Annotated in this window: 16 protein-coding genes; all 16 read left to right on the top strand. The window is 62.3% G+C overall.

Annotated features, from left to right (window positions below; translation table 11 throughout):
- Positions 1-3: 3 nt before the first annotated feature.
- Positions 4-1,107, top strand: a complete 1,104-nt coding sequence (locus AC2ISB_RS08440; protein ID WP_339107790.1) for a UDP-N-acetylglucosamine--N-acetylmuramyl-(pentapeptide) pyrophosphoryl-undecaprenol N-acetylglucosamine transferase — start codon at positions 4-6, stop codon at positions 1,105-1,107.
- Entirely contained in the window at positions 1,104-2,534 is a 1,431-nt protein-coding gene (murC, locus tag AC2ISB_RS08435; RefSeq protein ID WP_339107789.1) for a UDP-N-acetylmuramate--L-alanine ligase, read from the top strand. Before AC2ISB_RS08440 ends, murC begins: the two co-directional genes overlap by 4 nt.
- 294 nt (positions 2,535-2,828) lie before the next feature.
- On the top strand, positions 2,829-3,095 hold the full coding sequence (locus AC2ISB_RS08430; RefSeq protein WP_339107788.1) for a DUF2484 family protein: 267 nt from the start codon (positions 2,829-2,831) through the stop codon (positions 3,093-3,095).
- A gap of 91 nt (positions 3,096-3,186) precedes the next feature.
- Entirely contained in the window at positions 3,187-4,110 is a 924-nt protein-coding gene (murB, locus tag AC2ISB_RS08425) for a UDP-N-acetylmuramate dehydrogenase (protein WP_486576779.1), read from the top strand.
- Positions 4,111-4,196: 86 nt separating this feature from the next.
- Positions 4,197-5,120, top strand: coding sequence for a D-alanine--D-alanine ligase (locus AC2ISB_RS08420; RefSeq protein ID WP_406721055.1), 924 nt, complete (start codon positions 4,197-4,199; stop codon positions 5,118-5,120).
- The gene (locus tag AC2ISB_RS08415) at positions 5,108-6,073 is read left to right on the top strand and encodes a cell division protein FtsQ/DivIB (protein ID WP_486574703.1); all 966 of its coding nucleotides are present in this window, start codon (positions 5,108-5,110) and stop codon (positions 6,071-6,073) included. The genes AC2ISB_RS08420 and AC2ISB_RS08415 overlap by 13 nt, the downstream gene beginning before the upstream one ends.
- A gap of 25 nt (positions 6,074-6,098) precedes the next feature.
- On the top strand, positions 6,099-7,433 hold the full coding sequence (ftsA, locus tag AC2ISB_RS08410; RefSeq protein WP_339107784.1) for a cell division protein FtsA: 1,335 nt from the start codon (positions 6,099-6,101) through the stop codon (positions 7,431-7,433).
- Between the two features lie 258 nt (positions 7,434-7,691).
- On the top strand, positions 7,692-9,476 hold the full coding sequence (gene ftsZ, locus AC2ISB_RS08405) for a cell division protein FtsZ (RefSeq protein ID WP_339107783.1): 1,785 nt from the start codon (positions 7,692-7,694) through the stop codon (positions 9,474-9,476).
- A gap of 281 nt (positions 9,477-9,757) precedes the next feature.
- Positions 9,758-10,678: a UDP-3-O-acyl-N-acetylglucosamine deacetylase gene (lpxC, locus tag AC2ISB_RS08400; RefSeq protein ID WP_486574702.1), complete on the top strand. Its 921-nt coding sequence runs from the start codon at positions 9,758-9,760 to the stop codon at positions 10,676-10,678.
- Positions 10,679-10,939: 261 nt separating this feature from the next.
- Positions 10,940-11,794 (top strand): outer membrane protein assembly factor BamD, encoded by an 855-nt coding sequence (locus tag AC2ISB_RS08395; RefSeq protein WP_339107781.1) that lies wholly within the window; start codon positions 10,940-10,942, stop codon positions 11,792-11,794.
- Between the two features lie 36 nt (positions 11,795-11,830).
- Positions 11,831-13,483: a DNA repair protein RecN gene (recN, locus tag AC2ISB_RS08390; RefSeq protein ID WP_486574701.1), complete on the top strand. Its 1,653-nt coding sequence runs from the start codon at positions 11,831-11,833 to the stop codon at positions 13,481-13,483.
- A gap of 114 nt (positions 13,484-13,597) precedes the next feature.
- Positions 13,598-14,998, top strand: a complete 1,401-nt coding sequence (locus AC2ISB_RS08385; RefSeq protein WP_406721051.1) for an FAD-binding oxidoreductase — start codon at positions 13,598-13,600, stop codon at positions 14,996-14,998.
- Entirely contained in the window at positions 14,995-15,402 is a 408-nt protein-coding gene (locus AC2ISB_RS08380; RefSeq protein WP_339107778.1) for a YybH family protein, read from the top strand. Before AC2ISB_RS08385 ends, AC2ISB_RS08380 begins: the two co-directional genes overlap by 4 nt.
- A gap of 356 nt (positions 15,403-15,758) precedes the next feature.
- Positions 15,759-16,862: an ABC transporter ATP-binding protein gene (locus AC2ISB_RS08375; RefSeq protein ID WP_406721049.1), complete on the top strand. Its 1,104-nt coding sequence runs from the start codon at positions 15,759-15,761 to the stop codon at positions 16,860-16,862.
- Between the two features lie 89 nt (positions 16,863-16,951).
- Positions 16,952-18,064 carry an extracellular solute-binding protein gene (locus tag AC2ISB_RS08370; RefSeq protein WP_339107776.1) on the top strand — a complete coding sequence of 371 codons (1,113 nt, stop codon included), beginning with the start codon at positions 16,952-16,954 and terminating at the stop codon, positions 18,062-18,064.
- Between the two features lie 106 nt (positions 18,065-18,170).
- Entirely contained in the window at positions 18,171-19,733 is a 1,563-nt protein-coding gene (locus AC2ISB_RS08365; RefSeq protein ID WP_406736254.1) for an ABC transporter permease, read from the top strand.
- Position 19,734 lies beyond the last annotated feature (1 nt).

Genomic DNA, 19,734 nt, shown 5'->3' with positions numbered 1-19,734 from the left:
GGCATGACACAGGAGGCGGCACCTCTATTGCTGATCGCGGCAGGCGGCACGGGGGGGCATATGTTCCCCGCGCAGGCTCTGGCCGAAGAAATGGTGCGCCGTGGATGGCGTGTGAAGCTTTCCACCGATGATCGCGGCGCGCGCTATGCGGGCGGCTTTCCGCATGTGGTGCAGGTGGAGCAGGTCAGCTCGGCGACGTTTTCGCGCGGGGGCCTGCTGGCGCGTCTGCTGGTGCCGCTGAAAATTCTGGGCGGTATCGCCTCGGCGGTGGGGCGCAACCTGCGGGACAAACCTGCCGCTGTGGTGGGCTTTGGCGGCTATCCGACGATTCCGGCATTGGCTTCGGCACAGTTGCTGGGGCTGCCGCGTGCGATCCATGAACAGAATGGCGTGATGGGCAAGGTCAACCGCAAATTCGCCCCCAAGGTGAATGCGGTGGCCTGCGGCACCTGGCCGACCGACCTGCCTGCCGGTGTGCGGGCAATCCATACCGGAAATCCGGTGCGCGGGGCCGTGCTGGAGCGGGCAGGGGCCCCCTATATCGTGCCGGGAGACTATCCCATGTCGCTGCTGGTGATGGGCGGGTCGCAGGGCGCGCGCATCCTGTCGGATGTGGTGCCTGCCGCACTGGCCCTGCTGCCGCCCGAGATCCGGCGCAATCTGCGCGTGGCGCATCAGGCGCGGCCCGAAGATCTGGAGCGGGTGATTGCCGCCTATGAAGAAGCGGGTATCACCGCCGAGGTCCAGTCGTTTTTCAATGATGTGCCGCGCCGTCTGACCGAAGCGCAGCTTGTGATCTCGCGCTCGGGGGCGTCGTCGGTGGCCGATATCTCGGTGGTCGGGCGTCCGGCTATTCTGGTGCCTTTCGCCGCCGCTGCGGGCGACCATCAGAGCGCCAATGCCAAAGGGTTGACCGAGGCCGGTGGTGCGATTGTGATCCCCGAAAGCCGTATGACCCCGGAGACCTTGGCCGAACAGGTGGCCCTGGTGCTTGCAAACCCCGAGGGCGCCTTGCAGATGGCGCGCGCAAGCCAGAGCTATGGCATCACCGATGCCACGGCACGGCTTGTGGATATGGTGGAACAACTGACAGGAGACGCGCGATGAACGCGACGAAACTACCCGGTGAACTTGGCCCGATTCATTTCATCGGCATGGGTGGGATCGGCATGTCTGGCATCGCCGAAGTGCTTTTGACCCAAGGCTTTACGGTGCAGGGATCGGATGCGAAAGCCTCCAAGATCACCGACCGGCTGCAAGAGCTGGGCGCCACTTTCTATGAGGGCCAGCGCGCCGAGAATATCGGCAATGCGGGGGTCGTGGTGATTTCTTCCGCGATCAAGCGCGGCAATCCCGAGCTGGAAGAGGCGCGCAAGCGTGGCCTGCCGGTTGTGCGTCGCGCCGAGATGCTGGCCGAGCTGATGCGCTTGCGTTCGAATATCGCGATTGCGGGGACGCATGGCAAAACCACCACCACGACGATGGTGGCCACCCTGCTGGATAAGGGCAATTTTGACCCGACCGTGATCAATGGCGGGGTGATCCATGCCTATGGCTCGAATGCGCGGGCGGGCGAGGGCGAATGGATGGTGGTCGAGGCCGATGAATCCGACGGCTCGTTCAATCGGCTTCCGGCGACAATTGCGATTGTCACCAATATCGACCCCGAGCATATGGAGCATTGGGGCAATTTCGATGCCCTGCGCAAAGGGTTCTACGATTTCGTCTCGAATATCCCCTTCTACGGGCTGGCGGTCTGCTGCACCGACCACCCCGAGGTGCAGACGCTTGTGGGCAAGCTGACCGACCGTCGTGTGACGACCTTCGGGTTTAACGCTCAGGCCGATGTGCGCGCGCTGAACCTGCGCTATGAACGCGGGATCGCGCATTTCGACATAGCCCTTCAGGGCGAGGAACATGACGAGGCAGGCCGCGCCAAGCTGATCGAGGGCTGCACCCTGCCGATGCCCGGCGACCATAACGTGTCCAATGCGCTGGCGGCTGTGGCCGTGGCCCGCCATCTGGGCATGAAGCGCGACGAGATCCGCGAGGCGCTGGCCAATTTCAAGGGCGTGAACCGCCGCTTCACCAAGGTGGGCGAGGTTCTGGGCGGCGTGGCGATCATTGATGATTACGGCCACCACCCCGTTGAAATCGCAGCCGTTCTGAAGGCGGCCCGTCAGGCTGTTTCGGGCACGCCCGGCGCGCGGGTGATTGCTGTGCATCAACCGCACCGCTATTCGCGCCTGCATTCGCTGTTTGATGATTTCTGCACCTGCTTCAACGAGGCCGATGTGGTGGCCATCGCCGAGGTCTATTCGGCGGGCGAGGACCCGATCGAGGGCGCGACCCGCGAGGGCCTTGTGGCGGGGTTGATCCAGCATGGTCACCGCCATGCCCGCGCGATCCTGTCCGAGGACGATCTGGCGCGGCTGGTGCGTGAACAGGCGCGCCCCGGCGATATCGTGGTCTGCCTCGGGGCAGGGACGATTTCGACCTGGGCCAACGGGCTTCCGGCAAAGCTGGGCGCCTGATCTGTTTCGTCGACCTTTGAAGGGGGTGGGCGTTTGACAAGTGTGGCGCATGCCGTCGGAAACCGGCGTATTGCGCGTTGAAAAACAGAGACATGATTTGTCTCTGGACGATGTCCGGGCTGTCCGCCGGTCAGGATGTCGCACTGGGCCGGTCTGTCATGGGCCGGCCATTTCTTGCCAGCAACCCGATTGCAGGGGGCCAGCATCTGTTTTCCGGCAGCCGGACCCGACGCGGGGTCCCGTCACCAGAGACCCGAAGTCCAAGGCCGATATCAGAGGAATGGAGCCGTCATAATGTCACTCTCGCTCACCCTTGCCTGCCTATGGGGCGTCTTTGCCTCGGTTCTGGCGATGGGGCCGCAACGTTGGCACTGGGTCGCGGCTTGGGTGCTGATTGTGACGGGGGTGCCGATCCTCGGGGCGGTGACCTATCAGCAGGGGCCGCTTTGGGGCTTGGTGGTGCTGGCGGCGGGGATGTCGGTCCTGCGTTGGCCGCTGCACCGGCTGATTGCCCGCCTGCATGCCGAGCCGCGTCCGGCGGACAATCGTCAGGACGCCTGATCGCGATCCGCCTTTTGCGATAAATCGGGATAAATAGCGCGAGGGCTTGCCGTGCTGACAGGGCTTCGCTAGGAACGCCTGTATGACCGATATGCTTTCTCCCTCTTCCTATCAGCCGCGCGGTGCCCTGACGCCGCAGCGCGCATTGTCCGAGCTGACATGGCTGCGTGTGGGTGGTCCGGCCGATTGGCTGTTCCAGCCTGCCGATGCGGACGATCTTTGCGCGTTTCTGGCGGGGCTGCCGGAGACGGTTGCGGTGTTTCCGATGGGCGTCGGCTCGAACCTGATCGTGCGGGATGGCGGGCTGCGCGCCGTGGTGATCCGTCTGGGCCGTGGCTTCAACGGGATCGAGATCGAGGGCACGCGCATTCGGGCGGGCGCTGCGGCGCTGGATGCGCATGTGGCCCGCAAGGCGGCAGCAGGCGGCGTGGATCTGACCTTTTTGCGCACCATTCCCGGCTCTGTCGGCGGCGCGGTGCGGATGAATGCCGGGTGCTATGGCACCTATGTGGCCGACCATCTGGTGGAAATCGGTGTGGTCACGCGGGCGGGGGAGGCACGTCGCCTTCATGCGGCCGATCTGCATCTGGCCTATCGCCAGAGCGCGCTGCCGGAAGGCTGGGTGATCACCGATGCCGTGTTCGAGGGGCTCCCCGCCGAACCCGCCGATCTCGAAGCCCGCATGGCCGAACAGATCGCCAAGCGTGACGCCTCCCAGCCCAGCAAGGAGCGCAGCGCAGGCTCGACCTTCCGCAATCCGTCGGGGTTCAGCTCTACGGGGCGGGCCGATGATGTGCATGATCTCAAGGCGTGGAAAGTCATCGACGATGCCGGAATGCGTGGGGCCCGTCTTGGCGGGGCGCAAATGTCTGAAATGCATTCCAACTTCCTGATCAACGCGGGCGGTGCCAGTGCCGCCGATCTGGAAGGTTTGGGGGAAGAGGTCCGCAAAAAGGTTTTGCTCAACAGCGGAATTGAGCTACAGTGGGAAATCATGCGCGTCGGAGAAAGATAAGGCCATAGAAGAAGGGCCGTCTTTTGGCAGTAACCGATGGGCTTAACCAAAAGCGCAAAACGGGGAAAACCCCGACGAGGCAAAGTATGGCGGGTAAGTCGAGCAGGACGACCCAGCTTGTGGCGGTATTGATGGGTGGCGCGTCCGCAGAGCGGGATGTGTCTCTTTCTTCTGGGCGCGAATGCGCCATCGCCTTGCGGGCTGCGGGATATGAGGTGATCGAGGTCGATGCCGGCCCCGATCTGGCGCAGCGTCTCACCGAAATCGAACCGGATGTCGTCTTCAACGCGCTGCATGGCCGCTGGGGCGAGGATGGCTGTGTGCAGGGGCTGCTGGAATGGCTGCGTCTTCCCTATACGCATTCGGGGGTGCTTGCCTCGGCCATCGCGATGGACAAGGACCGCTCGAAGCAGGTCTATGCACAGGCCGGTCTGCCGGTGGTCGACAGCGTGATTGCCGCGCGCGACGAGGTGCGTAAGCGCCATGTCCTGCCGCCGCCTTATGTGGTCAAACCCAATAATGAAGGCTCCTCCGTCGGCGTCTATATCGTGCAGGAGGCGGCCAATAGCCCGCCGCAGCTTTCCGATGACATGCCCGAAAGCGTCATGGTGGAAACCTATGTGCCGGGGCGCGAACTGACCTGTGCCGTGATGGAAGACCGCGCCTTTTGCGTGACCGAGATCGTGACCACCGGCTGGTATGACTATCAGGCCAAATATTCGGCAGGTGGCTCGCGTCATGTCTGCCCCGCCGATATTCCCGAAGAGATCGCGACGGCCTGTCAGGATTTTGCGCTGCGGGCGCATAAGGCGCTTGGCTGCCGCGGTGTTTCGCGCACCGATTTCCGTTGGGATGACACGCGCGGATTGGCGGGGTTGTTCCTGCTGGAAACCAATAACCAGCCCGGTATGACGCCGACATCGCTGGTGCCGGAACAGGCGATGCAGGCGGGGATCGACTTTCCTGCGCTGTGCCGCTGGATGGTGGAGGATGCCTCATGCGGAAGGTAGGGGCGTCGCAGGATCCGTCCAAGGCGGATGCGGGCAAATGGGCGGGCACACGCGCGGTTGGCGGTGCCTCGCGCAGCCAGCAGGGCCAGCTTTACGTGCGCCGCTCGTCGCGCCGCAAGGACCCAGCCCCCTCGCGTCTGGCCTTCCGGCTGAACCGGCTCTGGCTGACGCCCATCGTGCGGTCGCTGACCCGTATCGGGGTGCCGACCTTTGCCGTGGTGCTGGGGCTGGGGATCTATTTCGGGGATTCCGGTCGGCGCGCGGATATGCTGCAGACCTACGAGGATATCAAGGCCTCGATCCAGAACCGTCCCGAATTCATGGTCAATGAACTCAAGGTCGAGGGAGCAAGCCCCGAGGTCGAGCGGGCGGTCTATACGATGCTGCCGACCGGTTTGCCGGTCTCTTCCTTCAATATCGATCTGGACCAGTATCGCGAGACGATCATGCGGCTGGATGCGGTGGCGGATGCCTCGATCAGCATCAAATCCGGCGGGGTGCTGGATGTGGTGGTGACCGAACGCACGCCGGTGATTTTGTGGCGCACGGCGACGGGGCTGGAGATGCTGGACCGCGGAGGGCATCGCGTTGCGACGCTGATCGACCGTGCCGCGCGCTCCGATCTGCCGTTGATTGCCGGTGTCGGCGCCAATCAGGCGGTTCCCGAGGCGTTGGCGATCCTGAAGGCGATGGGGCCGCTTCTGCCCAAAGCGCGCGGTCTGATCCGTGTGGGCCAGCGGCGTTGGGACATTGTTCTGGAGGGAGATCGCCGCGTGATGCTGCCGCAGGATACGCCGGTACAGGCGGTCGAGCGGCTTCTGGCGATGAATACCGCCGAAGATGTGCTTGCCCGTGATTTTACGCGGATCGATTTGCGTGACAAGGATCGCCCCACGATCCGGCTGACACCCCATGCGATGGAAAGTTATCGCGCCATCGCCCATAATTACTGAGCCATAGCTACCGAGATTGCATCCTATGCCCGATTTTTACCAAGCCCAGAGAGCGATGCGCAATATGCGCAAGGCCGCGATGCAGCGCGGTGTTGTTGCGCTTCTGGATATAGGCACATCGAAGATTGTGTGCTTGGTGCTGAAAATCGAAGGGCCGAGCGGTCTGGCAGAGATGGAGGGCGGCGGGCCTCTGGCGGGGCAGGCGGGCTTCAAGGTGATCGGTGCGGCCACCACACAATCGCGCGGGGTCCGCTTTGGCGAGATCGACACGATGGCGCAGACCGAGCGGGCGATCCGCACCGTGGTGCAGGCCGCGCAGAAGAAGGCCGCAATCCGTGTGGATCATGTGATTGCCTGCTTTGCGGGCGGCGAACCGCGCAGCTACGGGCTGACCGGCCAGATCGATATTGCCGGAGATCAGGTCACGGGGCAGGATGTGGGCCGCGTGCTGGCCGCCTGTGATGTGCCTGATTTCGGGGCAGGGCGCGAGGTGCTGCATGCCCAGCCCGTCAATTTCGCGCTTGATCACCGGTCGGGCCTGTCGGACCCGCGTGGCCATGCGGGGCGCAAGCTGGCAACCGATATGCACCTGCTGACGGTGGACGGGTTCGCGCTGCAGAACCTTGTGAATGCGATCCGGCGCTGCGATCTGGAGCTGGCCGGTGTGGCAAGCTCTGCCTATGTGTCGGGCGTGGCCAGCCTTGTCGAGGATGAACAGGAACTGGGGGCCGCCTGCATCGATTTGGGCGGTGGCGCGTCGGGCCTGTCTATCTTTATGAAAAAACACATGATCTACTCCGATGCCGTGCGCATGGGCGGTGATCATATCACCTCCGATATTTCGGCGGGGCTTCAGGTTTCGGGCCAGTTGGCCGAGCGGTTGAAGACAATTCATGGCGGGGTCCATGCGACCTCGATGGATGACCGCGAGCTGATCGAGCTTTCCGCCAATTCCGGCGATTGGGAAAAGGACAGCCGCACCGCCACCCGCGCCGAGCTGATCGGCATCATCCGGCCCCGCGTCGAGGAGATCTTCGAAGAGATCAAGGCGCGGCTGGATGTGGCGGGCTTCTCGCATATGCCCAGCCAGCAGATCGTGCTGACGGGCGGCACCAGCCAGTTGCCCGGTATTGACGGTATGGCGGCGCGAATCCTCGGCCATAACGTGCGCTTGGGGCGGCCGCTTCGCGTGCAGGGGTTGCCGCAGCAGGCGACATCTGCCGGTTTTAGCGCCATTGTCGGTCTGGCGCTGCATGCGACCAACCCGCAGGACGAGTGGTGGGATTTCGAGATCCCCGTCGACCGGCTGGGCGGGCGCAGCTTCCGCAGGGCGTTCCGCTGGTTCAAGGATAACTGGTAAAGCCCAGAGGCTTGCGCGCCAATCTTAATGTTGACGTAACTGTATCTGCCGCGAAAGCTAGGTCTTCCGGGGTGTTTTTTGTCATTCTACCATATCCGGAGAACTGCGCGAAATACCGCTGAGTCGCGCTTCGATCTGCCCAGATTTTGTGTCTTAACCGTGTTTTTCGCGTGACGACGCGTCGTTTTCTGGTAAAATAAGGGTAATTTTTCAAACGGCCGGGACAGGGCCAATCACCAAAAAAACAGGCGGACCTCTATGACCTTGAACCTCATGATGACCGATCAACAGGATCTGAAGCCGCGGATTACCGTCTTCGGCGTTGGTGGCGCTGGGGGCAACGCCGTCAATAACATGATCGAACAGGCGCTGGAAGGCGTGGAGTTCGTTGTTGCCAATACCGACGCGCAGGCGCTCCAGCAATCCAAGAGCCAGGCGCGCATCCAGATGGGGATCAAGGCGACCGAAGGTCTGGGCGCGGGCGCGCGCCCGTCTGTGGGTGCGGCTGCGGCCGAGGAGACGATCGAAGAGATCGTCGACCACCTTGCAGGCGCGCATATGTGCTTCATCACCGCCGGTATGGGCGGCGGCACCGGCACCGGTGCGGCACCGATCATCGCGCAGGCCGCGCGTGAGCTGGGCGTGCTGACCGTTGGCGTCGTGACCAAGCCCTTCCAGTTCGAAGGCACCAAGCGCATGCGTCAGGCCGAAGAAGGTCTGGAAGCGCTGCAAAAGGTTGTGGATACGCTGATCATCATCCCCAACCAGAACCTGTTCCGCCTTGCCAACGAAAAGACCACCTTCACCGAAGCCTTCGAGATGGCCGATGATGTGCTCTATCAGGGCGTGAAGGGTGTGACCGACCTCATGGTCCGTCCGGGCCTGATCAACCTCGACTTCGCGGATGTTCGCGCCGTGATGGACGAGATGGGTAAGGCAATGATGGGCACCGGCGAGGCCTCGGGCGAAGATCGTGCGATTCAGGCGGCAGAGAAGGCGATTGCCAACCCGCTCTTGGACGAGATCTCGCTGAAAGGCGCGAAGGGTGTGCTGATCAACATCACCGGCGGTTACGACCTGACCCTGTTCGAACTGGACGAAGCGGCCAACCGTATCCGCGAGGAAGTTGATCCGGATGCGAATATCATCGTCGGTTCGACCCTCGACCCCGATATGGATGGCATGATGCGCGTGTCGGTTGTGGCAACCGGTATCGACGCTCTGGCCGCTCCGGCAGAAGTTCCGGTGCCGCGTCGCACTCTGGCAGAGCCGCTGCGCAATCCGCAGGAAGCGGCCGAAGAAGCTCGCGCGGCTGCTCCGCATGTGCAAGAACCGGCTCCGGCCCCGCGTCAGCCGCAAGTTGCCGTGACCTCGGCCCAGCCCGTTCAGCAATCGCGCGGCTATCAGGCCCCGCAGCACCGTGCCGCACAGGAATACCGTCCGGCACAGGCGGAGATGCGCCAGTCTGCCCCGCAACAGGCCGAGCGTCATTACGAGCAGCCGCGTCAGGCCGCAGCCCAGCCGCAATACGAGGCACCCGCTGCCCAGCCGCAATATCGCCAGCAGCAGCCGCGCGCCCAATATGCCGCGCCGCAGGAAGAGCCGCAGCAGGCCCCGACCTACCAGTCGCGTCAGCCGCATTATAACGAAGCTGCCGAAGAGGCCGCCGAATATGTGGCCCCGCGTCCGCGTCAGCCCGGTCAGCCCTCGCCCGAGGCGCTTGCCCGTCTGCAGGCCGCTGTGAACCGTCAGCCGGCACAGGGTGTGGCTCCGCAGCAACCGCGTCAGGGCATGGCCGCAGAGCGCGCGCCGCAGCCGCAGGCCGAGAAGCCGCGTTTCGGGATCAACTCGCTGATCAACCGCATGACCGGCCACGCACATGATGCGCAGCAGCCCGCGCAGCAACCGGCCCGTCAGCAGCCGCGTGCTCAGGCGCCCGCACCGCAGCAGCCGCAGGCTCGCGCGGAAGACTATGATGACGAGCAGACCAATGATCAGGATCGTATCGAGATTCCGGCCTTCCTGCGCCGTCAGGCAAACTGATCGGTTTGAAATGTCTCGGTGAGAAACGCCAATCGCGCCGATCTTGCTGAAAAATTTCGATCACAAAATGCATAAAATAGGCCGGGTTTTCCCGGCCTATTTTCTTTTTTATTCAGGGGGTTGTAGGGTGCTTGGCGGGGTTCCGCTACGGCGTGTAGTTAATGTTTCATTCTGTTGCAAAGAGTGAGTTGAGAAAGTCGCAGGTTTTTCTTAACTGATGTTGCGATGGAACGAGGGACAACTTTCAACCGTTCGTCGCTAAGAATCGAAAGGAATTGATCGTGCAGACCAGCCTTGCAAAACCCGTGAGCTTCGATGGTGTCGGCCTCCACAAAGGCCAGCCCGTGCGCATGCGTCTTTTGCCTGCGCCCGCCGATCATGGCATCGTGTTCAACCGCGTGGATGTGACGAACCGTAACGGTCTGATCGCGGCCCGTTGGGATAATGTGACCAATGCCCGCCTTTGCACCCTGATCGAAAACGAAGACGGGATCACCGTCTCGACGATCGAACATATCATGGCCGCTCTGGCCGGTTGCGGCGTGCATAATGCGCTGATCGAAATCGACGGGCCGGAAGTGCCGATCCTTGACGGATCCTCGGCCCCCTTCGTCAAAGGCATCCGCGCTGCCGGTCTGGTGGAAGTGGGCGGCCAGTTGCGCGCTCTGCGTATCCTGCGCCCCGTCGAGGTGACGGAGGGCGAGGCATGGGCGCGACTGGAACCCAACCGCACGCTCGAGATCGATTTCTCGATTGATTTCACCGACAAGGCGATCGGTCATCAGCACAAGCGTCTGGGCATGTCCAACGGCGCTTTCGTGCGCGAGTTGATGGATAGCCGCACCTTCTGCCGCCGTGCCGATGTGGAGATGATGCAGAAGAACGGTCTGGCCCTTGGCGGCACCTATGACAATGCGGTCGTGATCGATGGCGACAAGGTGCTTAGCCCCGGTGGCCTGCGCCACAAGGACGAGGCGGTGCGCCATAAGATGCTGGACGCGCTTGGCGACCTTCTGCTGGCAGGCGGGCCGATTCTCGGGCGCTATGTGGGCAACCGCTCGGGGCATGCGATGACCAACAAGCTGCTGCGCGCGGTCTTCGCCACGCCTGGCGCCTATGAGTGGGTCGTGCTTGATTCCGAAGCGGCAGACGCCACCCCTGGCGCGGGCGTCTGTATGCCGCATCTTTTCGCCGCCCAGTAACGGATCCGGTGGGTTCGCGCCGCTTTGCGGCATGGCGCTCTTGCGATTGTGAAGCCTTCATGCGCTTGTGTGCATGGAGGCTTTTTCATTTGTCACAGTGATGCTTGGCTTCTCAATGCGTTGACGCTAGGAAGGTGCAGTGAAAGGCGTTTTGCGCAGCCGATTGTTCTGTGTTAAGCGGTGTTGAACGTTACTGCCCTCGGGCAGATCAGGAAGAGATCCCGCCCATCGGGGCAGGGCAAGAATGGGATAGGGCAGGGCATGATGCACGGCAAATCAGCGGCTACAAGGGTCGGGTGTCTCTTGCTGGTGGCGACCCTCGCTGCCTGTTCGGGCAAAGGCGACAGCCCCAAGGATGTGCCTCTGGACAACTTCACCGCGCAGCAGATCTACGAGCGCGGCGAATACGAGCTGGAAGTGGGGAACCCGCGCCGTCCGACGGATGCGCTGCATTACTTCCAAGAGGTCGAACGTCTTTATCCCTATTCGGAATGGGCGCAGCGCTCTGTGATCATGCAGGCCTATGCCCAGCACCGCGCGAAGAATTACGAAGAGGCGCGCTCGACCGCGCAGCGTTATCTTGACACCTATCCGGGGTCGGAAGATGCGCCCTATGCGAAATATCTTCTGGCGCTGAGCTATTACGACCAGATCGATGAGGTCGGTCGCGATCAGGGCCTGACCTATCAGGCGCTGCAGGCGCTGCGCGAAGTGATCGAGCAATATCCCGACAGCGATTATGCGCGCTCGGCAATGCTGAAATTCGACCTTGCCTTCGACCATCTGGCGGGCAAGGAAATGGAGATCGGTCGCTATTACCTCAAGCACGGCAATTACACGGCGGCCATCAACCGCTTCCGTGTCGTGGTCGAGCAGTTCCAGACCACGACCCACACGCCCGAGGCGCTGGAACGTCTGGTCGAGGCCTATCTGGCTCTTGGTCTGACCGACGAGGCCCAGACGGCGGCGGCGATCCTTGGCCATAACTTCCAGTCTTCGCCCTTCTACGAAGACGCCTACAAGCTTTTGCGTGCCAAAGGGCTTGAACCGGAAAACAAGGGCGATAGCTGGCTTTCAACGATTTACCGCCAGGTTATCAAGGGGCAGTGGCTGTAAGCCCGCGCCCCGACTGGCCCTATAGCGGGACCACCCATGCTGCGCAGCCTTGAGATTCGCGATATCCTCATCGTGGAACGCACCGAGTTGGACTTCGGTGCGGGGCTCAATGTTTTGACGGGCGAGACAGGGGCGGGGAAGTCGATCCTGCTGGACTGTCTGGGCTTTGTGCTGGGCTGGCGGGGGCGTGCCGAACTGGTGCGCAAGGGGGCCGAACAGGGCGAAGTCACCGCCGAGTTCGACCTGCCCGAGGGCCATCCGGTGCGCGACATCCTGCGCGAGGCCGATCTGCCCGAAGATGACGCGCTGATCCTGCGCCGTGTGAACCGCGCCGATGGCCGCAAGACCGCCTATGTCAACGACCGCCGTGTGACGGGCGAGGTGCTACGCCGGATCTCGGCGTCGCTGGTGGAGCTGCATGGGCAGCAGGATGATGGCGGTTTGCTGAATGAAAAAGGCCACCGCGCGATGCTGGATGCCTTCGCCGAAAACGCCCCGCTTCTGGCGCAGGTTGCGGCGGCGTGGAAAGATCGTTCTGCGGCGCGCAAGGCCCTGTCGGCGGCGCAGGCCGCATTGGCCGAGGTGCAGGCCGAGGAAGAATTCCTGCGTCATTCGGTGGGAGAGCTGGACAAGCTGGACCCTCAGCCGGGCGAGGAAGCGACCCTTGATACCGAGCGCCGCGTGATGCAGCAGGCCGAGAAGATCCGCTCGGATGTGGCGCGCGCCTTGCAGGCCTTGGGGCCGGAAGGGGCCGAAGGGCTGATGCGCGAGGCCGACCGCTGGCTTCAGGGTGCTGCCGATCGTGCCGAGGGGCGGCTCGATCAACCTCTCAGCGTGCTGGAACGCGCGCTGATCGAATTGGGCGATGCCACGCAAGGCGTGGAAGAGGCGCTGGATGCGCTCAGCTTCGACCCCTACGCGCTGGAAGCCACCGAAGAGCGTCTTTTTGCCATTCGTGCTTTGGCCCGCAAACATGGGGTGCAACCCGATGATCTGGGTGATTTCGCCACCGGACTGCGCGCGCGGCTTGAGGCGCTGGATGCAGGCGAGGGCCGGATCCGCGATCTCGAATCGGCCGTGACCAAGGCCGATCTGGCCTATCGCGAGGTGGCCGACAGGCTGGGTCTGGCGCGGCGCAAGGCGGCCACCCGTCTCGATCAGGCGATGGCGGCGGAGCTGGCACCGCTGAAGATGGAACGCGCGGTGTTCGAGACCCGCGTGTCGGCGGGAGAACCCTCAGTGGAAGGCTCGGATAATGTGGCCTTCACCGTGGCCACCAACCCCGGCGCGCCTGCGGGGCCGTTGAACAAAATCGCCTCGGGCGGCGAGCTTTCGCGGTTTTTGCTGGCGCTGAAGGTGGTGCTGTCGAAAGGCGCCGATGCGCTGGTGCTGATCTTTGACGAGATCGACCGCGGGGTGGGGGGGGCCACCGCCGATGCGGTGGGCCGTCGTCTGGCGCGGGTGGCCGATGAGGCACAGGTGCTGGTGGTGACCCATTCGCCGCAGGTGGCCGCAAGGGGCGCACAGCATTTCCGCGTGCAGAAACGGGTGGAAGGCGGAATGACGCTGTCCGAGGTCGTGCCGCTGGATGAGACCGAACGCCGCGACGAGATCGCCCGTATGATCGCCGGTGCCGAGGTGACAGATGCCGCCCGTGCCGCCGCAGCCGAGCTTCTGGGGGCGGGCTGATCCCCGCCGAAAGGCCGGTTTGCACAGCCGCTCTGCATGCGGAATCTGGTCCGTGGGGCTTTTCTCTTGCCGGTTCCGGGCCTAGAACCGTGGGCAAAGATCCGGAGACAGATTATGGCATATGATGCAGCCCTCGACGCCCTGAAATCCCTGCTGGGGGACCGGTTGAGCCTGACGCAGGCCGATCGCGACCTGCATGGCCAGAATGAAACCTGGTTCGCCCCCGCGCCGCCCGATGCGGTGGCCTATCCCGCCACGACCGAAGAGGTGTCGCAGATCATGAAAATCTGCACCGCCCATAAGATGCCGGTGGTGGCTTGGGGCACGGGCACTTCGCTGGAAGGGCACGCGCTGGCAATTCATGGCGGGCTCTGTCTGGATATGAGCCGGATGGATAAGCTGGTCGAGCTCTATCAGGACGACATGCAGGTCCGCGTCCAGCCCGGCATGACGCGCGAGGTGCTCAACACCGAACTGCGCGCCACGGGGCTGTTCTTCCCTGTCGATCCGGGGGCGAATGCGTCCTTGGGGGGCATGGCCTCGACGCGGGCGTCTGGCACCACCACGGTGGGCTATGGCACGATGAAGGATAACGTGATGGGGCTGGAGGTCGTGCTGGCCGATGGCACCATCATCCGCACCGGCTCGCGCGCGCGGAAGTCTTCGGCGGGCTATGACCTGACCGCGCTGATGCTGGGCTCGGAAGGCACGCTGGGGATTATCACGGAACTCACGCTGAAACTGCATGGCCAGCCCGAGGCAGTCTCTTCGGCGGTTTGTGCTTTCGATACCCTGCATGCGGCGGTGGAAACCGTGCAGATGGTGATCCAGATGGGCATCCGCATGGCGCGGATCGAATTTGTCGATGCGATGACCGCGCAGATCTTCAACAAGATGAATGGCACCGACCTGCCGGAAAAACCGCATCTGATGATCGAGTTCCACGGGTCCGAGGCGATGGTGGCCGAGCAATCCGAACGCTTTGGCGAGGTGGTCACCGAGATGGGCGGCGCCAATTTCGACTGGGCGACCACCGCCGAAGACCGCACGCGGCTGTGGCGGATGCGTCATGGCGCCTATCCGGCCTGTATCGCCTATCGTCCGGGCTGTATGGGGCTGGTGACCGATATCGTGGTGCCGATCTCGCGTCTGGCCGAGGCGGTCGAGGACACCCGCCGCGACATTGATGCGGCAGGGCTGGTCGGCCCGATCCTTGGCCATGTGGGCGATGGGAATTTCCACTCGGTTCTGATGCTGGATCGCAACGACAAGGATGAATTCAAACGCGCCAAAGAGGTCGCCGCCAAAATGTCCGAGCGCGCGCTGTCGATGGGCGGGACGGTGACCGGCGAACATGGTATCGGCATGGGCAAGCTGGCCTATATGGAGGCCGAACATGGTGCGGCATGGCAGGTCATGGGCGCGATCAAACAGGCGCTCGACCCGTTGAATATTCTTAATCCCGGCAAGATGGTGCCGGACCAGACCAAGGCCGTCAGGGAGGCTGCTGAATGATCTCTTCCATCGAGGTTCCGTTTCCGAGCCCCGAAGATTTGCCGCGCGCGTTCACCCGCGCGTGGAGCTCGAAGGACGCGCGGCTTATGGCGTCTTTCTTTACCGACGATGCCGATTTCCTCGGGCTGACGGGGGAATCCGCCGACGGGCGCGCACAGATTGCCGAATTGCTGGCGGGCGAGCTGGCAGGGGCGTTCTCCCGCGCGAGGCTGGTCACCGGCAAGGTGCGTTTCCGGCCTGTGGGGCGCGATGTGGTGATTGTGCAGCAACGTTTCGTGCTGTCAGGCATCATCAATGCCGATGGCTCGGATGCCGGACGGGTCGGGGCGGTGTTCATTTCGGTCATGACACGCGCGGGCACCGGCTGGTTGATCGTTTCGGGCCAGTTCGTGGTTGAAAGCTAAGGCGGGGGCCCTGCGGGGCCTCCGAATCCCCTGATCCCGCGCGATGGATCCGGCTTGTAAGACGCCGTGGCAATGCGCGTCTGGGGCGAAATGATCCGACGGATTTTCCGCTTAATATTATAGACGTTTTTAAACTGCACTTTCGATGGGCGATGAATAGGTGCCAAAATGGTCGCTTCACGCATCAAAATGGCCGTATTTTGACCAGACACTTTCCGCATTGACCGGCCGTTCACCGGATTTTGCCTTCTTTCCAAGCGAAGGGTTGAAATAAAGGCAGAGCCTTGGTTAGGTTGGCTCACGGGAATGTAAAAACAATAAACCGAGATAAATCCGACGGGGAGCCCGATTTGGCTATGAACAGTGACAACGGCGGATTCGTCGTTTTCGACCGCGTGCAAAAAAGCTACGACGGTGAGAATCTGGTCGTAAAAGACCTCAACCTGTCCATCGGAAAAGGCGAGTTTCTGACGATGCTCGGGCCGTCAGGCTCGGGCAAGACGACCTGCCTGATGATGCTTGCAGGCTTCGAGACCGCGACCAATGGCGAGATTCGTCTTGGGGGAACTAATATCAACAACGTGCCGCCGCACAAGCGCGGAATTGGTATGGTGTTCCAGAATTATGCGCTTTTCCCGCATATGACGGTGGCCGAAAATCTGGCCTTCCCGCTGGAAGTGCGCAAAATGGGCAAGGCCGAACGCGAGGCCAAGATCAAACGCGCGCTGGATATGGTGCAGATGGGGGCGTTTGCCAACCGTCGTCCGGGCCAGATGTCGGGCGGTCAATGCCAGCGGATCGCGCTGGCGCGGGCGCTGGTCTTCGATCCCGAGCTGGTCTTGATGGACGAACCGCTCGGCGCGCTCGACAAGCAGCTGCGCGAGCATATGCAGTTCGAGATCAAGGCGCTGCACGAGAACCTTGGCATCACCGTCGTCTATGTGACCCATGATCAGGGCGAGGCGCTGACCATGTCGGACCGCGTGGCGGTATTCAATGATGGCCGCATCCAGCAACTCGCGCCGCCCGACGAGCTGTATGAACGCCCCAAAAACAGCTTCGTGGCGCAGTTCATCGGCGAAAACAACCGCCTGCCAGGCAAGGTCGAAACCCTCGACAAGGCGGCGGGGCTGTGCACCATCCGGCTGCAGAATGGCGAGCTGATCGCGGCGACGGCGGTCAATATCCGCCATGAGGGGCAGGACACGCTGGTATCGATCCGCCCCGAACGTATCGAATTCGACCCCGCTCGTATGGCGCCCGACTGGCACCTGATCGAGGCCGAAGTCCTTGATGTCGTCTATATGGGCGATATCTACCGCACCGTCCTGCGCGTCGCGGGCACGGAAGATTTCGTGATGAAGACCCGTAATACATTGGGCGCCTCGATGCTTCCGAAAGGCCAGAAGATCAAAATCGGCTGGCACCCTGATGATGCACGGGCACTCGACCCTCTGTGATCGAATTCTTAACCGCGGGCGGCGCAATCTGCCTGTGGACCGTCTAGGGACGACGGGAACACCTGACCTTTTTCAACGGGAGAGACTACATGACTTTCAAGAAAGCCCTTCTGGCGAGTACCGCCGCGGCTCTGTTTGCCGCGCCGCTCTCTGCAGAGGAGATGGCCAATTCCATGACGATCGTGTCTTGGGGCGGGGCCTACCAGAACAGCCAGAACAAAGCCTATGTTGAGCCCTATCTCGCCGAAAATCCCGGTTTGACCGCCCATTGGGATGAATCCTCCAATGAGGCCGTGGCCAAGCTGCGCGCAATGAACGAAGCCGGTAACGTGACCTGGGATCTGGTCGATGTCGTGGCCTCCGACGCGATCCGGCTGTGTGATGAAGGGCTGGCCGCCGAGATCGACCCCGAGACCGATCTTGTCAAAGGGGCCGACGGCTCCAGCGCCGAGGATGATTTCGGGGATCTGATGGTGTCGGACTGCTTCATTCCGCAGATCGTCTATTCGACCACCGTCGGGTACCGGACCGATATGGTGCCCGAAGGCACCGATCCGCCGACCGATATCTGCGCCCTGTTCGATACCAAAACCTATCCGGGCAAGCGCGCGCTCGAGAAGCGTCCGATCAACAATATGGAATGGGCGCTGTATTGTGACGGCGTCGCCAAAGACGATATCTACGATGTTCTGGAGACCGATGAAGGTCAGGAACGCGCCTTCAAGAAGCTCGATACCATCAAGAAGGATGTTGTCTGGTGGTCCGCCGGTGCCGATACGCCGCAGCTTCTGGCCGATGGCGAGGTCTTCATGGGCTCCACCTATAATGGCCGTCTCTTCTCGGTCATCGAAGAGCAGCATCAGCCGGTGGCCATGCTCTGGGATATGCAGGTCTTCGATATCGATGGCTGGATCATTCCGGCAGGGCTGCCCGCCGACCGTCTGGCGCGCGTGAAGGACTTCATCAAGAAGGAAACCACCACCGAGGCTCTGGCCCGCGAGGCCAGCTATATCTCCTACGGTCCGGCGCGGGCCTCTTCGGCACCGCTGGTTGGCAAACACGCGACGCTGGGCATCGATATGGCCCCGCATATGCCGACCGATCCGGCCAATGCGAAAAACACCCTTCTGTATAACTACGAATGGTGGGCCGATTACCGCGACGATCTGGATGCCAAGTTCCAGGCATGGCTCGCGCAGTAAGCGCCTGACATCATGACCATTCCGGGGGCCGCACGCCCGGCCCCCGATTGCCTTCCGACCCGCCCAGTTCAAGAGGCAGGCGGTTGAACCGACAGGGACCAATGACATGAGCGACACCGTCGAAAGCGCCGACCAGATTTCCGGCGAAGGCAGCCGCGAACTCAAGCGCAGTCTTGCGCGCGCGCTGCGGGCACAGAAGATGCGGGCGCTGGCAATGATCGCCCCGCTGCTGATTTTCATTCTCGTGACGTTTATCGCGCCGATTGCGGATATGCTGTTCCGTTCGGTCGAGAACGAGATCGTGTCCGACACGCTGCCACTGACGGTGAAGGCGCTTGACGATTGGGATTATAGCAGCGGCCAAGCCCCGTCCGAAAAGGTCTTTGCCGCTTTCTATTACGATATGTATGTCGCCTCCGAGCTGAAAGAACATACCCGTCTTGGCTCGCGGCTGAATTACGAGACCACGGGGATCTCGTCGCTGTTCCGCAAGTCGGGCCGCCGTGTGGACCGGTTCGATACGGATATCTACACCAAGCAGTTCACGGCGCTGGATCCGGCATGGGCGGCCCCCGCCACATGGGAGACGCTGGCCGGGGCTCTTGAAGAGACCCCCGATGCGCTGCCCGAAACCGCAGGCGCGCTGAAAGATTACGAACATATGCTGAAGGCGGATGGCAAGACGCTGGCCAAAACCAAGCCGGTCGATATGCTGTTCACCGCGCTTTACCGCGATCTGGCCGCCGGTGCGCCGGGGCCGGAGGGCACGCTTGCGCCGATCTTCGCGCAGGCCAAGGCGGCGGTGGGCAGCTTCGAGACCGTCTCGATCCGCGACCAGTTTTCGGCCATCGACAAGGGCTGGCTCGACCCCGAAGTATGGGGCACCATCAAGGCCTATGCGCCGAAATTCACTCCCGGCTATTTCCTGACCGCCATTGACTACAAACTGACCCCGCATGGCATCGAGAAACAGCCCGAAGACCAGCAGGTCTATCTGAAGCTGTTCTGGCGCACGCTGGTGATGTCGCTGGCGATTACGGTCAGCTGCATCCTGCTGGGCTATCCGGTGGCCTATCTGTTGGCCAATCTGCCGATGCGCACCTCGAACCTGTTGATGATCCTTGTGCTTCTGCCTTTCTGGACCTCGCTTCTGGTGCGGACCTCTGCGTGGAAGGTGCTGTTGCAAAATCAGGGGGTGATCAATGATATTCTCGTCTGGGCGCATATCATCGGGGAAGACGGGCGGCTGGCGCTGATCAATAACCAGACCGGCACGATCATCGCGATGACCCATATCCTGCTGCCCTTCATGATCTTGCCACTGTATTCCGTGATGCAGACCATCCCGCCAACCTATGTGCGTGCGGCCAAATCCTTGGGCGCGACCGACTGGACGGCCTTCTGGCGGGTCTACTTCCCGCAATCGGTGCCGGGCATCGGGGCAGGGTCCATTCTCGTGTTCATCCTTGCCATCGGCTACTACATCACGCCGGAACTGGTGGGGGGTACCTCGGGGATCTTCATCTCGAACCGCATCGCCTATCACATCTCCAGCTCGCTGAACTGGGGTCTCGCCGCCGCCCTTGGCAGCATCCTTCTGGCCGCCGTCATGCTGCTCTACTGGGCCTATGACAAAATCGTCGGCATCGATAACGTGAAACTGGGATAAG

Source organism: Thioclava sp. NS-SX20 (genome assembly GCF_057380695.1).
The sequence above is the reverse complement of the archived record's forward strand: the minus strand, read 5'-3'. Positions and strand labels throughout refer to the sequence as shown.

What these genes read in the sequence shown, in the direction of transcription:
- AC2ISB_RS08440 (WP_339107790.1), top strand. Translation starts at nt 4, where the DNA reads ATGACACAGGAGGCGGCACCTCTATTGCTGATCGCGGCAGGCGGCACG.
- murC (WP_339107789.1), top strand. Translation starts at nt 1,104, where the DNA reads ATGAACGCGACGAAACTACCCGGTGAACTTGGCCCGATTCATTTCATC.
- AC2ISB_RS08415 (WP_486574703.1), top strand. Translation starts at nt 5,108, where the DNA reads ATGCGGAAGGTAGGGGCGTCGCAGGATCCGTCCAAGGCGGATGCGGGC.
- AC2ISB_RS08430 (WP_339107788.1), top strand. Translation starts at nt 2,829, where the DNA reads ATGTCACTCTCGCTCACCCTTGCCTGCCTATGGGGCGTCTTTGCCTCG.
- ftsZ (WP_339107783.1), top strand. Translation starts at nt 7,692, where the DNA reads ATGACCTTGAACCTCATGATGACCGATCAACAGGATCTGAAGCCGCGG.
- murB (WP_486576779.1), top strand. Translation starts at nt 3,187, where the DNA reads ATGCTTTCTCCCTCTTCCTATCAGCCGCGCGGTGCCCTGACGCCGCAG.
- AC2ISB_RS08385 (WP_406721051.1), top strand. Translation starts at nt 13,598, where the DNA reads ATGGCATATGATGCAGCCCTCGACGCCCTGAAATCCCTGCTGGGGGAC.
- AC2ISB_RS08375 (WP_406721049.1), top strand. Translation starts at nt 15,759, where the DNA reads ATGAACAGTGACAACGGCGGATTCGTCGTTTTCGACCGCGTGCAAAAA.
- AC2ISB_RS08420 (WP_406721055.1), top strand. Translation starts at nt 4,197, where the DNA reads ATGGCGGGTAAGTCGAGCAGGACGACCCAGCTTGTGGCGGTATTGATG.
- AC2ISB_RS08370 (WP_339107776.1), top strand. Translation starts at nt 16,952, where the DNA reads ATGACTTTCAAGAAAGCCCTTCTGGCGAGTACCGCCGCGGCTCTGTTT.
- AC2ISB_RS08380 (WP_339107778.1), top strand. Translation starts at nt 14,995, where the DNA reads ATGATCTCTTCCATCGAGGTTCCGTTTCCGAGCCCCGAAGATTTGCCG.
- ftsA (WP_339107784.1), top strand. Translation starts at nt 6,099, where the DNA reads ATGCCCGATTTTTACCAAGCCCAGAGAGCGATGCGCAATATGCGCAAG.
- recN (WP_486574701.1), top strand. Translation starts at nt 11,831, where the DNA reads ATGCTGCGCAGCCTTGAGATTCGCGATATCCTCATCGTGGAACGCACC.
- AC2ISB_RS08365 (WP_406736254.1), top strand. Translation starts at nt 18,171, where the DNA reads ATGAGCGACACCGTCGAAAGCGCCGACCAGATTTCCGGCGAAGGCAGC.
- AC2ISB_RS08395 (WP_339107781.1), top strand. Translation starts at nt 10,940, where the DNA reads ATGATGCACGGCAAATCAGCGGCTACAAGGGTCGGGTGTCTCTTGCTG.